Here is a 14,191-nt window from a genome sequence, read left to right as displayed (position 1 = left end):
GGGTCAGTTCCCGGCCACCGTGTGGGGCGCCCACGCGATCGTGCGGAAATTCAGGAAACCGCCGCCTTGCTGCGGCAGCCACTCAAGCGTCTTTTTCTTCGCGTAGACGTAAGTGAACTCGGAAATGAAGATGGCCGCCGCGTCGTCGTGCAGTTCGCGCCCAATTTTCTCAAATACCTCTCCGCGTTGGGTCGGCTCGCTGACCTTCGAGACGTCGACGAGCAACGCGTCTACTTTGGGATTCGAATAGTCCGACCAGCTGCCGTTTGACGCGAACGCACCGGCGACCGGATGGACGGGGTCGTAGAGCGCATTGGTGAACTGGCTAAGCGCAAGCGGCCCCGAAGCGTGCGTGTTGTTCAGGCGCTGGAACGTTGCGTAGGTCAGGCGATCGAGCTTGACCTTCACGCCAACCTGCCCCCAGTAGGCTGCGATTGCCTCGGCCACGCCTTGCGGCATGTCCCCCTGGATGTTGAGCGTAGTTTCGAAGCCCTTCGGATAACCGGCCTCGGCGAGGAGCGCGCGCGCTTTGGCCGGATCATACGGATAAGGCTTGATCGAATGATCCGCGCCATAGGGATAGTAGTTCGAAATCATCGTGCCGAGTGGCTCGCCCACGCCGTAAAGCACGCTTTTGATGATGGCGTTCGTGTCCAGCGCATAGCTAAGCGCCTGGCGGACCTTCACGTTGGCGAGCGGCGAATCCTTTTGATTGGTGTAGACGCGGACATAGATCGGCGAGGCCACACGGCTCTGGATCACGTCGAGTCCGCTTTCTTTCTTGAGGCGCGCGTAGTCGGAGAAGGGGAGCGCGACCGAAAGATCCACCTCGCCGCGCAGCACCGCGTTGACACGGCTCGAAGGGTCGGTGATTGCGCGGAAGACGAGCGTTTTCACGCGCGGCTTTTCACCCCAGTAGTCGTCGAAGCGTTCCAGCACGAGTTCATTGCCGCCCGGAGACAGCGACTTGAACTTGTATGGGCCGAGTGAGATAGGCTTTTGTGCGAATGCATCCGGATTCGGCAAGCTCGCGAGGTAATCGGCCGGCACGATATACAGATAGCCAGCGACCTTGTTGGCGAACGCGCCGTCCGGAGCCTTCAACTTGAATACGATAGTGAGCGGGTCAGGCGTTTCCACCGATTCGACCACCGGCGCGAAGAACGGGCGGCGCGTGCTCTTGCTGCGTGGGTCGAGGATGTGATCGAGCGACGCCTTCACGTCGCGCGACGTGAGGGTCGCGCCATTGTGAAATTTGACGTTGGGACGGAGTTTGTACGTGAAGACGCGAGCGTCGCTAGAGACTGCCAGGCTCGTCGCAAGACGCGGGACGAGATTGCCTTTGATATCGAAACCGTAGAGCGTGTCGTAAATCTGCCATCCGTAGCGCAGCGAATCGCCGCTCACGGCTACGAGTCCGTCGAGGTTGTAGAACTCCTTTTCAACACCGATCACGACCGTATCGCGATCGACTGCCGGTGCGGCGCCCGTTGCGTGGGACGGCGCGACAACCGCGCAGCAGAGGGCGGCCGCCAGTGCGAGTCCGCGAAAGAAGGTCGAAATCTTATGCATGATTGGACGGTGACGATAGTGCAGAGATAGCGTTGACGCAGTGACAGGCACTCGATTGCGAACGGTCGATGATCGCGTGTCTGACACCGATTCGGCAACGACGAAAATGAGATATCGATATCAATGCGCGCTTCAGGTGTTTTTCAGTGAACGTCATGCGGATTGTTTGTGAGGGTGGAGACGGCTCATGGAACCCAGCCTGGTTCATCCAACGACGAACAGATCGGCATTTGCTTTTGCAAAATGATTATTTCTCTTGTCTCGGCAAGCCAGATAACGTTCAACGACATCTTCAGTTGGTTCTCAAACGTTCAAGGAAAGTTATGTCTCTCATCAATACCCAGGTTAAGCCGTTCGAGTCGACCGCGTACCACCGCGGTGAATTCGTGTCCGTCAGCGAAGAAAATTTCAAGGGGAAATGGTCCGTCGTGGTCTTCTATCCCGCTGATTTCACGTTCGTGTGCCCAACTGAGCTGGGCGACCTCGCTGATCACTATGCCGAGTTCCAGAAGCTTGGCGTCGAAATTTACGGCGTGTCGACGGACACGCATTTCACGCATAAGGCCTGGCACGATACGTCGGATACGATCAGCAAGGTGCAATACCCTCTGGTTGGCGATCCGACGGCGACGCTCGCCCGCAACTTCGACGTGCTGATCGAGGAGGAGGGGCTTGCCTTGCGCGGCACGTTTGTGATCAACCCCGAAGGTCAGATCAAACTCTACGAAGTGCACGACAACGGTATTGGCCGGGACGCCAAGGAACTGTTGCGCAAGGTGCAGGCCGCGCAATATGTCGCGTCGCATCCAGGCGAAGTCTGCCCGGCCAAATGGACGCCCGGCGCCGAAACGCTGACGCCGTCGCTTGATCTGGTGGGCAAGATCTGACTGCCGATCTGGGTTGACAGGCAAGGAGAGCCACCCGTCGAATCAGTCTCGTCGCAAACCGCGCTGAACGCGGAAGTCTCAACCGCGTCGTTGATTTCCAAACCGTCATGGCGACCCTATGAGCAAGGATCCGTTGATCGAAAGTCTGCTGCTGAAAATGCGCTATAACCGCGTCTACACCGCTGCCACCTTCGCACGGCTGTTCGGTGAATCGGAGAAGGCCGTGGAAGCCGCGCTCGCTACGCTGGTTGACGAGGGTAAGGTGCGCGCCTGCACCAACGCGCGGCGAGATGTGGGCTACTGTCTGGCCGGCGCTGCCCCGTTGCCCAGGTCGACGGCACTCTGCGAGGTGACGACGGTAGCCACTCCGTCTTTGACGCGCCGGATAGATGGCGTGCTGATGGGCTACGACCGCGAACTCGACGCGCATCGTTCGCTTGCGATGCTCGTGCGCCGCTGAGGTCGCGTAAAGGCAAGCGTCCGATATCTTTTACAGGCCGATTTAACCACTTGGCTTTCACGTCTAGCTCGTTCCCGCGAATCGCGAGCTTTTTATGGCCTGGGCCCGATCGTCCAGGCCATTTTTTTGGTTTGTTCGTGTTTTTGCCGGCAGCCTATTCCGTCAAGTGCCGCATCGGCGCCGCGATGATCTGGGATGCGAAATCACGCGGTCTGCCCGGTCCCGGCAAGTAAATCATCGAACCCACCCGATGTTCTGGATCTCTCGCTCGTCGATGTCATCGAACAGGTCACCGATGAAGAGTCGATCCTGTACGCACAACGTCTTGCCCGAGAAGAGGGCATACTTTCAGGAATTTCATTGGGCGCGGCCGTCGCCGTGGCCGTGCGGCTCGCAAAGCGCCCGGAAAACGCAGGAAAGACGCTTGTCGTCATTCTGCCCGACTCAGGCGAGCGATATCTGGGCACCGTTCTGTATGAGGTCCTTTTCGCGCCCAGGGAATCGGTTCGTAACCAGCATACTTTCGCAGGAGAGGGCAATGGCGACATATGCAATAGAAAGACAATCTCTGGAGCAGGTCGCCCACTTCCTCGCGGGACGATTCGATCGGGACGTTCACATCGTCGAACATGAATCGCGCGAAGGGACGCTCACCGGGCTAATGGTCAATAACCCACGCGGGCCCGATACACCCGCTATCCGGCTTCTTTTCCAGCAGGACGTGCTCGCCATATACGAAGGACTGACGCTCGCCGCCCAGGCAGATTTCAGATCACGATGCAATTCGAAGCTGGTCGGTGCATTGCTCATCTACGAACGTATTCGTGCAGCCGGTGAACTCAGATCTCCGCAAGCCTACGTGATCGAATTTGGCGAAGAACTTCTCCAAGCCGCCGAATCCGCAGCCCGACCCACGCGCTGAGCCTGTCAAGAGTGGCCAGACGCGCGGCCGATCCGGCCAGCACGCGTGCTCTGCTAACCATCGAAGAATTTGTTGGTTCAACGCACTTCACGGATGACGTATGGTTCGACATGCGTCACGGCGATCAAGCGACGTGATGCAAGCTGGACCCGGCAGCAACGGAGCGCATCGCGCGCGAAACGCCTACGCCGCGGTCCAGCCCATAGACCCGCTGGGAATCTTCATGGCAACTGGCACCGTAAAGTGGTTCAACGATGCAAAGGGTTATGGCTTCATCAAGCCGGATGACGGCAGTGAAGATTTGTTCGCGCACTTTTCCGAGGTACAAACGGCGGGTTTCAAGTCGCTCCAGAAAGATCAGAAGGTGAGTTTCGAAGTCAAGCAGGGACCCAAAGGCAGGCAGGCGGCCGAGATCAGGCCGCAGTAGGCTGCGGCCCGGGATCGGGCGCCATCAAAGCCCAAGCCTCTTTGGCGGCCGCAAGTCATTGGGTCGTGAACCTCATGTCCGTGTGAAGCCTCACCGCGATCGCGGATCGTCATATGCAATTCCGGATTCGATAGTAGGCGTGGCGAGCGGGTACTGATCCATTACGTGATTGGTCTGCTCCGTGCCAGAGCGTGACGTTCGCTCCTTCGTTTGCGAAGCAGCGTCGCAGGCAGACGAGCCTCACTTTTGTGTTCGAGCCAACATGTCTACATCCGAATCCAATTCCGCGGCTCAGTTGCCGCGCCGTCCCGATCCGGTGCGCGTCAAGCGTATCGCGGGAGATACCGAAGCTCTCGAAGCCGCGCGCACCCTCGCGGCAGACTTCGCAGCGGTCGCTGCGGAGCGCGACCGCCAGCGCATCCTGCCGTGGGCAGAACTCGACCGCTGGTCCGAAAGTGGACTTGGTGCGATCACCGTGCCGGCCGAATACGGCGGCGCCGACCTTTCGTTCGCGACGCTTGCAGAAGTGTTCGTGATTCTTTGCGCAGCCGATCCCGCATTGGGTCAGATTCCGCAGAATCATTTTGGCGTGCTGGGCGTACTGCGCGAGATCGGCACGCCGGCTCAGAAGGCGCGTTTCTACGGCGAAGTGCTGGCTGGCCTGCGGCTCGGCAATGCGGGCCCTGAGCGCCGCTCCGCATCGAGCGCGACTATCGTGCAAGGCACGACGCGCTTGCGCGCGACGCAGGACGGCCTGCGGCTCGACGGCACACGCTTCTACTCCACGGGCGCGCTGTTCGCGCACCGCGTGCCGGCGCGCGCGATCGACGATGAGGGAAGAGCCGTACAGGTATGGGTGCCGCGCGATGCCGTTGGCCTGAGTGTCATCGACGACTGGAATTCGTTTGGGCAACGCACGACCGCGAGCGGAACCGTGATTTTCGATCAGGTCTTAGTCGACCCTGAGGACGTGTTGCCCATCTGGCAACTGGGCGACCGTCCGGGGCTGTTCGGGCCGACTTCGCAACTGATCCAGGCAGCAATCGACCAGGGAATCGCCGAGGCGGCAGTGGCCGATGCAATCGATTTCGTGCGAGCACGCGCGCGGCCGTGGATCGATTCAGGGCTCGAGCGCGCCGTCGACGATCCTTACATCATCGCCGACGTCGGGCGTTTGCAAATCGAACTTCATGCCGCACGCGAGGTGCTTCTGGAGGCAGGCCGCACGCTCGATGTCATCGCCGCGCAGCCAGTCGACGCCGAGGCAAGCGCTCGTGCGTCTGTCGCCGTGGCTCACGCGAAGGTGCTCACCACGCGCATCGCGCTCGAAGCGAGCGAGAAGCTTTTCGAACTGGCCGGGTCCGCATCGACGCGTGCGGCGCACAACCTCGACCGCCACTGGCGCAATGCGCGTACCCATACGCTGCATGATCCCGTGCGCTGGAAGCTGCACCTGGTTGGCAACTACCTCCTGAATCATGTGCTGCCTGCGCGGCATTCGTGGAACTGAAAGATGGCAACAGAAATTGATGATGGCACGCTCGATCGCCCCGTACTGGGAGACTCGACGCGCGTAAGGCCCGAACGGATAGCGGATGACGCACAGGCTTTGCAAGCCGCTCAACGCCTTGCCGAAGTCTTCGCAGCCGAAGCGGCGGCGCGTGATCGCGAGCGCCGGCTGCCGTGGGCCGAGCTCGACGCGTTCGTGGCAAGCGGTCTGTGGGGTATCACCGTGCCACGGCAATATGGCGGCGCAGGCGTCGGCAGCAGGACGCTCGCGGAAGTGACGGCGATCATTGCCGCGGCCGATGGCTCATTGGGCCAGATTCCGCAAAATCATTTCTATGCACTCGAAGTGCTGCGTGTCGGCGGGAGACCGGACCAGCAGCGCTTTTTCTACGAACGCGTACTGGCGGGAGACCGATTCGGCAACGCGCTCGCGGAGATCGGGCATAAAGACTTCAAGCGCCGCACGCGGCTCACGCGTAGCGCGACCGGCTGGCAAATCGATGGCCGCAAGTTCTATTGCACAGGCGCGCTATTCGCGCACTGGATTCCGACGCTAGTGATTGGCGAAGAAGAGGGACGTGATGTCACGTATCTGGTGTTCGTGCCGCGCAACGCGCCAGGCGTCGAAGTGATCGATGACTGGGACGGGTTCGGGCAACGCGTCACGGGTAGTGGTTCGGTGCAATTCAGTCAGGTGCGCGTCGAGCCGGAGTGGATCGTGCCGTTTCAGGCATCGTTCGAACGCCCCACTACAATCGGGCCGTTCGCGCAGATCATCCATGCAGCGATTGATCTGGGGCAGGCGCGCGGGGCACTTCAGGCGGCCTTGCAGTTCGTACGGGAGCGTTCGCGGCCGTGGATCGACGCGAAGGTGGAACACGCGTCGCAGGATCCGCTGACCATCACCCAATTCGGTGATCTCGCCGTTCGGTTGAGCGCGGCGGAAGCGCTGGTGCGCCGGGCCGGGCGCTTCGTCGATGCGGCCCAGGCCGAGCCCACCGAGCGTTCGGTCGCGCAGGCATCGGTCGCCGTGGCCGAAGCGCGCGCACTCACCACGACGGTCTCGCTGGACGCGGGCTCGCGCCTTTTCGAACTCGCCGGCACCGCCGCGACGCTCGACGATCTCGGCCTCGACCGGTTCTGGCGCAATGCGCGCACGCACACGCTGCATGATCCCGTGCGATGGAAATATCACGCCGTCGGCAATTTCTATCTCAACGACAAACTGCCGCCGAGGCACGGAGCCTTGTGATGGCAAAAAAGCAGATCCTGCTCAACGCGTTCAACATGAATTGCGTGGGCCATATCAACCATGGATTGTGGACCCATCCGCGCGACCGCTCTCTCGAGTATCGAACGCTTCCATACTGGACCGACCTCGCGCGCACGCTCGAGCGCGGACTGTTCGACGGACTTTTTCTGGCCGACATCGTGGGCGTCTACGACGTCTATCAACACAACGTCGACGTGACGCTGCGCGAGTCCATACAGCTTCCCGTCAACGATCCCACGCTTGTCATTTCGGCGATGGCCGCCGTCACCGAGCATCTCGGCTTCGGCGTAACGGTCAACCTGACTTACGAGCAGCCGTATCTGCTGGCGCGACGTTTCTCGACGCTCGATCATCTGACGCAAGGAAGAATCGGCTGGAATATCGTGACCGGCTATCTCGACAGCGCGGCGCGGGCGATGGGACTCGAAAGGCAGTTGCGGCACGACGAGCGTTACGATCGCGCGGACGAATATCTCGACGTGTTGTACAAGCTCTGGGAAGGAAGCTGGGAAGCCGGCGCAGTGCTGCGCAACAAGTCCGGGCGGGTGTACGCCGATCCCGCGAAGGTTCACAAGGTTCGACATGCCGGGCGCTATTACAGCGTTGACGGTTATCACCTCGCGGAGCCGTCGCCGCAACGCACTCCGGTTCTTTTCCAGGCCGGTAGTTCAGGACGCGGCCAGCGTTTCGCCGCCCGCCACGCGGAATGCGTATTCATCTCACCGCCGAATCGGGCCGTTGCACGCGAAACCGTCAGGACGCTGCGCGAGCAACTCGTGGAAGCGGGACGACGCCCCGACGACGTCAAGGTCTTTGCTGGCGCAGCTGTCGTAACGGGCGCAACCGAGCGCGAAGCACGCGAGAAATACGCGGACTATTTGCGTTATGCGAACCGCGAAGCAGGGCTTGCACATTTTGCCGCCAGTACGGGCATCGACTACGCCCAATACGATCTCGACGCGCCTGTCGACTATGCGCCCACCAATGCAATCGAGTCCGCCACGCGCACGGCGAAGCAGCACGGCTGGACGCGCCGTAAGCTGCTCGAGATGTTCGAACTGGGGGGGCGGTATCCGGCCATCGTGGGCAGCGCTGCGCAGGTCGCGAATGAACTGCAGGGCTGGGTCGAAGAAACCGGTATTGACGGCTTCAATCTGAGCCGCACGGTTGTACCGGAGAGTTACGAGGACTTCATCGATCATGTCGTGCCCGAGCTTCAGAATCGAGGTCTGTACAAGACCGCTTATGCCGATGGAACGCTACGACGAAAGTTGTTTGGCCATGACGATCAATTGCCCGAACGGCACACGGCCTCGAGCTTTCGGAAATTTGGTGGACAATAAATCCAGACGCAGCGTTGCCATCGCGCTCAACGTTGTGCCTGACGTCCGTTCATTGACTGACATATCGAAGCGCACGCGAAATCCAAATCGTGAATCGATATTGGCGCGAACGCGGCCATCCTGCCAATAATGAGTCTGCACTCCAACGACGCAGTATGACCGGGGAGATTGACCACGAGTACGGGTTTCATCCGCCGAAACCCGATGCTTCGCACGACGTTGTTGGCTAGTCGTGGCTCGGCGTGCTCGGAAAAGCGGGCACGCCTGCGTGAGTTTCCGTAACACAGGAGGTGACATGCTGTTTTACCACCACGGGATAGCCGTCCAGCCGTCGGTCGTGAGAAGCGGAAGTCTGTTCGTGGCTCGCGTATCGATTCTGGAAGAGGACGGCGAAGCGACCACGCTCGGTGAGCTCGGACACTTCGCGAATGGGCAGTCGGCGCTCGCTTTTGCAGTGCGATGCGGGACCGCATTCGCCGACCATCAGCCGTTGCCGAAGCCGCCTTGCGAGATCATCCGACTCCCCGAGGCAATGACGGCCGCGTAGTGCCTTTCAGGCAACGCTGTATCGACGTCGTCGACCACGCGAAATCGACGCAGGTGCAAATCCACCATCGATTGCGCATATCGAAAGCACGGAACGGACGAAGGCGCCGCGTCGCGGATTGCCACACGGGCATCGTTCGATCCCGCGCTTTGCATATATTCAATCGTCGTTTGGAAAACGACAGGCGCGTCGCTAGCATGCAGGAACTTTTGACACGTGTTGAACAGCCATCATGTCTACCGTCGCTATTCCATCCACTCCGCTTGACGCGTCCGCGCAGCCGGAGATTTCCCGTCCCGCTGTGATCCGTTCGCCGCAGGATGTCGCGCGCATCGTCAACGCGGGTGCTGCCAAGGGCAGCAATGCACGCATCGTGATCGCGATCGCGCTCGGCGGCGTCTTTCTCGACGCCTACGATCTGACCTCGCTTGCCTATGGCATCAAGGACATCGCGAAGCAGTTCGCGCTGGCGCCGGTGCAAGTGGGATTCGTATCGTCGGCGATCACGTTCGGCGCGATCCTCGGTGCACTGTTCGGCGGCTATCTGACTGACCGCATCGGGCGCTATCGCGTGTTCATGGCCGACATGCTGTTCTTTGTGGTCGCGGCAATTGCCGCTGGTCTCGCCCCCAACGCGTGGGTGCTCGGCGGCGCGCGCTTTCTGATGGGCTTCGGCGTCGGGCTCGATCTGCCCGTCGCGATGGCGTTTCTCGCGGAGTTTTCGCGAGTGGCGGGGCGCGGCAACAAGGCCGCGAGCGTGGCCGCCTGGTGCCCCGCGTGGTACGCGGCGACCAGCACCTGCTATCTGCTGATTCTCGGCCTTTACGCAATGCTGCCGCAGGAACACTTCGGCTGGCTGTGGCGCCTCACACTCGCATTCGGCGCAGTGCCCGCCATCGCCATCATTCTGGTGCGCAGCCGTTACATCAGCGAATCGCCAATCTGGGCGGCGAATCACGGCGACCTCGAAGGCGCGGCGCGTATCCTGAAGCGCTCTTACGGGATTGATGCCGTCGTCGAACATACGGGTAAGTCTGTTGCGCGACCGCGCTCCGCATCCTGGCGAAACTACGGCGTGCTGTTCAATGCCACTTACCGCAGGCGCACGATACTTGCCGCCGTGATCGGCAGTGCGTCGTCGTTTGGCTATAACGCGATCGTTTTTGGTCTGCCCGTGATCATCACGAGCTTCTTCGCGCAAGGTCCCCTCACGACAATCATCGCGTCGCTCTCGCTGAACCTGCTGTTCGCGTTCGTCGGCGGGTTGATCGGTATGCGCGCCGCGCCAACGGTCGGCGCGTGGAAGCTGACTGTGCTCGGGCATTCGCTGCAATTCGCCTCGCTGATCGGACTCGCGCTAATCGGGCGACCCAGCGGCGGCGCGTTGGTGGTCGTGGCGATCCTGCTGCTGGGGGGCTATCTGTTCGGGCAGGGCTTCGGCCCCGGTTCGCATTCGATGACCTATGCGTCGCTCAGCTATCCGACTTCGCTGCGCGGGATCGGCGTCGGCTTCAATCAGACGCTGGTGCGCACGGCGTCCACCATTTCGCTGTTTCTGTTTCCCGTGCTGGCCGCCGCGCTCGGCACGAAGGTATTCTGGGTGATCGCGGTTGCGCCACTGACTTCGCTGTTGGTGCTGCTCGCGATCCGGTGGGAGCCTTCAGGTTACGACATCGACGCCGAAGACTATCAGGGTCTGCAACCGGCGGTGCCTCGCTCGCCGGCGCTCTGAAGCCAGGGTGCGTTGGCGCAGGTGCCGTCGAGTGGCCGTGCGCATGCGCTGCGCGAGCCTTAATGCCTTTTCGCGAGTTCTTTATCGATAGAAATTGGAAAGCGGCTGGCGCGGGCAAGGTTAGCATGGACGTTTTCTGTCTGCGGTTTACCGCCTATCAAAACGATGTCAGCCAAACTTCCCCGCTTCGGCGTCTGGGCTCTCGTGCACGGCAGCCGTGCCGCATTGCAGGATCCAGCGGAACCCTACGACGCCTCGTGGGCCCGCAACAGGGCCCTCGTCATCGAGGCCGAGCGTCTCGGATTCGACTCGGTGCTCGTCGCCCAGCACACGATCAATCCGCATGACCCTTCGCTCGATCAACTCGAGGCATGGACCGCATCGGCGGCATTGGCGGCACTCACGTCGCGCATTGAGATCATCACTGCGATCAAGCCTTATCTCTATCACCCCGTCGTGCTTGCGAAGATGGCTCAGCAGATCGAGCACATCAGCAAAGGGCGCTTTGCGATCAACCTGGTGAACGCGTGGAATCGTCCAGAGCTCGAACGAGCCGGCATTGGATTTCCTGAACACGACGAGCGCTATGCGTACGGCCGCGAATGGATCGAAGTCGTTGCCGCACTGCTGAGAGGCGAAGTCGTGAATCATCACGGCGACAACTTCCGCATCGACGGATATCAATTGCATCCCGCCGATCCGTTTCGTGCGCGTCCGCGCATCTATGTCGGCGGCGAATCGGAGCCGGCGCGCGAACTGGTGGCGGCACACGGCGACGTATGGTTCATCAATGGTCAGCCGCACGACGACGTTGCGCGACTCATCGCCGACGTCTCCGCTCGCGCGCGTCCTGCCGGGCTGCACGCGTTGCGTTTCGGTTTGTCGGCGTTTGTGATCGCGCGCGAAACGCGGGCGCAGGCAGAGGCTCATCTCGCGCATCTGTTCGCGTTGGCCGAGCTTGACAAGCCCCTGCGCGAGCGCCAGAAGGCCAATACCGATCCGAAAGCGGTGATGCATCAGACTTTGGCGCAATCGCCGCGCGTGGGATCGAATGGCGGCACGGCAGCGGCGCTCGTCGGCGACTACGACACCGTGGCGCAGCGCATCGCCGCCTTCCACCGGGCGGGCATCGAACTCTTCATGCTGCAGTTCCAGCCGTTCGAAGCCGATATGCGCGGCTTTGCTGAAGAGGTCGTGCCGCGCGTTCGCCGGCTCCTTGCGGATTGAGCGATTCTGGTCACGAATCGCGCGTCACGCGCGTTCGCGATCAGAAGTACGCGCCGGTGGGTGGAAGCTGTCCGGTCAGCAGGTTCTGCCCGAGCAGCCGTTCCTTGTACAAGCGCGGATTGTGCGAAGCAATCACCTTGATGTTGCGCCAATGCCGGTCCAGCGCGCCCACTCGAGACACGACCGAGCCCGACCCAAGGTCGATCAGCCAACTGGCGATCTGCGGCGCGAGGTCGTCGATCACGACTTTGGCTTCGGCTGCGGAGAGCGTCGCGGCCAGTGTGGTTTCATATTCGTTGGCCGTTCCATAGTCATCCCACGCAAGCTGCAACGCTGCCACAGCGCGGTCGGCCGTTGCCTCGACGCTGGCTGCGTAGGCGCGAATTCGACCAAGCAGCGTTTGCAGCACAGGTTCGCCGGCAGGATGCGCAGCATCGCCGTGATAGAAGTTACGCCCGCGTGAGCGCAAGACGTCGACGGCGTCCAACGCAATACGCCTCACGATGCCTGCGATGCAGTTGGTCAGATAGACCTGATGAAACGTGTATCCCCAAGGCGCTGCTTCGTCGGTTCGTGGCGGATCTGTCGGGTAGACATGAGCTGCGGGCACCGTCACCGCGTGAAACTTTGCCGTGCCTGAAGCCGTCAGGCGCTGACCGAATCCTTGCCAGTCGTCATCGGTGCTGACGCCTTGCTCCCGGTCGAGCACGTATTGAACGGTCCTGCCCTCGCGGCTTTCCACCGCAACGCCAACGAATGCGTCGTTATAAAGGTTGCCGGTTGCGTAGACCTTCTCGCCTGAGCCGATATAGGCGAGCCGCGCTTCGTCCCACTCTAGCCGGCTCAGCACCCGGCTCGGGCGCGCGCCAGCCGCGATGGCGTCGCGTTCGGTGAAACCGAGGCCGATGGTTTTCTTGTCCCTCGTCAGATCGAGAGCGTGCGCATGGAACGGGTGATCCCGTCGTCTGAGCGCAGCCTCGACCTGCCAAAGATGATTGCGAAAAGCGTGAGCGATGTTCGAATCCGCCGCCGAGACGTCGCGAGCCACGACGAAAAGCTCGCTCAGCGAGAGTCCACGCCCACCCGCATCGGCCGGCAGGCGCAGCGCGCCGAAGCCGAGATTCTTGAGTATCGCGACTTCCTCGTGCGGCCGATGATGATTGCGTTCCCGCTCTGCCGAGGTCGATGCGATATTCGCGATGATCCCGGCAAAGCCAAGTTTTGCGGACAAGGGTGAGACTAGTGGAATTCCCATTGGGCTCTCGTTAAACCTTGACGCTGTAATCCGCGACCTTGATTCGCGAATTGATGATCTTGCGCTCCGCGAGCCAATCGGCGGCGCGTTGGAACTGCGCGATGAACGCAGTGTCGTCGGGTTCGTGGAACTGGTTGACGCGTTTGAGGCTCGTCAGATAGTCACGCACCTGATCCGGATATCTGGCTTCCTGCTGCACGAGCTGTTCGGATTCGCCGGGATGCGCCGACTGCCACGCACCTTCGACGTAGTACGCATCGATGACCGCGCGAATCAGCTCCGAATTCTCTTCGGTAAATTTCCGGCGCGTCACGAGGGAACTGTAATCGATCAGGAAATCGAGGTCGCGTCCTTCGTTGAAAATGTCCCTGGCATCGTTGGTGTAGCGTGCGATGTCCACGCCAGGGGACCACATCGACCAGGCGTCGACCACGCCTTGCGCAAATGCCGGTGCGGCATCGGGCGGATTCAGGTAGACGAACTCGACCTTGCTGCGCTCGACATGATGCTTTTCGAGCGCTGCGATCAGCAGGAACTCACCCAACCCCGACCGGTTGATCGCGACCTTGCGGCCCGCGAGATCGGCCACCGAATTGATACCGCTCGATTTCTTCACGATGATCGCCGTCGAGCGCGGCGAATAGATGTCGAAAGCGTTGAATACGAGCGGGGAACCGGCCAGCATCGCGGCGAGCGCGGGCGTCGTCGATCCCCAGAAGCCGAAATCCGCGCTGCCACCGACGACTGCCTGGATCGACGGAGCATGATTCGGGAACGGTCCGACCCATTCCACCTTGATGCCCTTTGCAGCGAGGGTCTTCGCAAACACGCCGCGCTGTCTGGCAATGTCCGGCAGGCTGCCGTATCCCCAGCCGATACGAACCGTATCGGTGTTGCGTGTCAGCTTGCGCGGCTCGGCGGCGCGAGCGGGAAGCAGACTACCGACGGCGGCACCGGCCAGCAGGCTGCCCGCCGCGCGCAAGAGTTGGCGGCGGTTCAGCGAAGACTCGTTCATTCTTGTCAGGTCCTTAAGGTCA

The 14,191-nt window shown here is 61.2% G+C and carries 13 protein-coding genes and 1 pseudogene; 11 read left to right on the top strand and 3 right to left on the bottom strand.

The annotated features are described in order from the left end of the window. Positions 1 to 3 precede the first annotated feature (3 nt). Positions 4 to 1,572, bottom strand: coding sequence for an ABC transporter substrate-binding protein (locus tag AB3X94_RS21725; protein ID WP_368612659.1), 1,569 nt, complete (start codon positions 1,570 to 1,572; stop codon positions 4 to 6). A gap of 323 nt (positions 1,573 to 1,895) precedes the next feature. Between AB3X94_RS21725 and ahpC the strand changes: the two genes are divergently transcribed. From ahpC to AB3X94_RS21670, 11 genes and pseudogenes are all read left to right on the top strand, one after another. Next, positions 1,896 to 2,459: an alkyl hydroperoxide reductase subunit C gene (gene ahpC / locus AB3X94_RS21720; RefSeq protein ID WP_368612711.1), complete on the top strand. Its 564-nt coding sequence runs from the start codon at positions 1,896 to 1,898 to the stop codon at positions 2,457 to 2,459. Between the two features lie 118 nt (positions 2,460 to 2,577). After that, on the top strand, positions 2,578 to 2,919 hold the full coding sequence (locus tag AB3X94_RS21715; protein WP_368612658.1) for a hypothetical protein: 342 nt from the start codon (positions 2,578 to 2,580) through the stop codon (positions 2,917 to 2,919). A 246-nt stretch (positions 2,920 to 3,165) separates the two neighbouring features. Then, positions 3,166 to 3,408 (top strand): annotated as a pseudogene (locus AB3X94_RS21710) (cysteine synthase A); the annotation flags it as partial. Between the two features lie 49 nt (positions 3,409 to 3,457). After that, the gene (locus AB3X94_RS21705) at positions 3,458 to 3,841 is read left to right on the top strand and encodes a hypothetical protein (RefSeq protein WP_368612657.1); all 384 of its coding nucleotides are present in this window, start codon (positions 3,458 to 3,460) and stop codon (positions 3,839 to 3,841) included. Between the two features lie 223 nt (positions 3,842 to 4,064). Then, on the top strand, positions 4,065 to 4,268 hold the full coding sequence (locus tag AB3X94_RS21700) for a cold-shock protein (RefSeq protein WP_176111944.1): 204 nt from the start codon (positions 4,065 to 4,067) through the stop codon (positions 4,266 to 4,268). A 262-nt stretch (positions 4,269 to 4,530) separates the two neighbouring features. Then, a complete protein-coding gene (locus AB3X94_RS21695) occupies positions 4,531 to 5,778 on the top strand; it encodes an SfnB family sulfur acquisition oxidoreductase (protein ID WP_176111002.1) in 1,248 nt (415 codons plus the stop codon). Positions 5,779 to 5,781: 3 nt separating this feature from the next. Continuing rightward, positions 5,782 to 7,029 carry an SfnB family sulfur acquisition oxidoreductase gene (locus AB3X94_RS21690; protein WP_368612656.1) on the top strand — a complete coding sequence of 416 codons (1,248 nt, stop codon included), beginning with the start codon at positions 5,782 to 5,784 and terminating at the stop codon, positions 7,027 to 7,029. Next, complete coding sequence (locus AB3X94_RS21685) at positions 7,029 to 8,393, top strand: LLM class flavin-dependent oxidoreductase (RefSeq protein WP_368612655.1); 1,365 nt, start codon at positions 7,029 to 7,031, stop codon at positions 8,391 to 8,393. The genes AB3X94_RS21690 and AB3X94_RS21685 overlap by 1 nt, the downstream gene beginning before the upstream one ends. 295 nt (positions 8,394 to 8,688) lie before the next feature. Continuing rightward, the gene (locus AB3X94_RS21680; protein WP_176380225.1) at positions 8,689 to 8,940 is read left to right on the top strand and encodes a hypothetical protein; all 252 of its coding nucleotides are present in this window, start codon (positions 8,689 to 8,691) and stop codon (positions 8,938 to 8,940) included. A 232-nt stretch (positions 8,941 to 9,172) separates the two neighbouring features. Continuing rightward, a complete protein-coding gene (locus AB3X94_RS21675; protein WP_368612654.1) occupies positions 9,173 to 10,672 on the top strand; it encodes an MFS transporter in 1,500 nt (499 codons plus the stop codon). 165 nt (positions 10,673 to 10,837) lie between these two features. Beyond that, a complete protein-coding gene (locus tag AB3X94_RS21670; protein ID WP_368612653.1) occupies positions 10,838 to 11,899 on the top strand; it encodes an LLM class flavin-dependent oxidoreductase in 1,062 nt (353 codons plus the stop codon). Between the two features lie 40 nt (positions 11,900 to 11,939). Here AB3X94_RS21670 and AB3X94_RS21665 read toward each other — a convergent pair whose 3' ends face one another. After that, a complete protein-coding gene (locus AB3X94_RS21665) occupies positions 11,940 to 13,154 on the bottom strand; it encodes an acyl-CoA dehydrogenase family protein (RefSeq protein ID WP_368612652.1) in 1,215 nt (404 codons plus the stop codon). 10 nt (positions 13,155 to 13,164) lie between these two features. Beyond that, complete coding sequence (locus AB3X94_RS21660) at positions 13,165 to 14,169, bottom strand: NrtA/SsuA/CpmA family ABC transporter substrate-binding protein (RefSeq protein ID WP_368612651.1); 1,005 nt, start codon at positions 14,167 to 14,169, stop codon at positions 13,165 to 13,167. Positions 14,170 to 14,191 lie beyond the last annotated feature (22 nt).

It is taken from the genome of Paraburkholderia sp. BR10923 (genome assembly GCF_040948765.1).
Lineage (GTDB): Bacteria > Pseudomonadota > Gammaproteobacteria > Burkholderiales > Burkholderiaceae > Paraburkholderia > Paraburkholderia youngii.
This window is presented reverse-complemented; position numbering and strand designations above follow the sequence as displayed.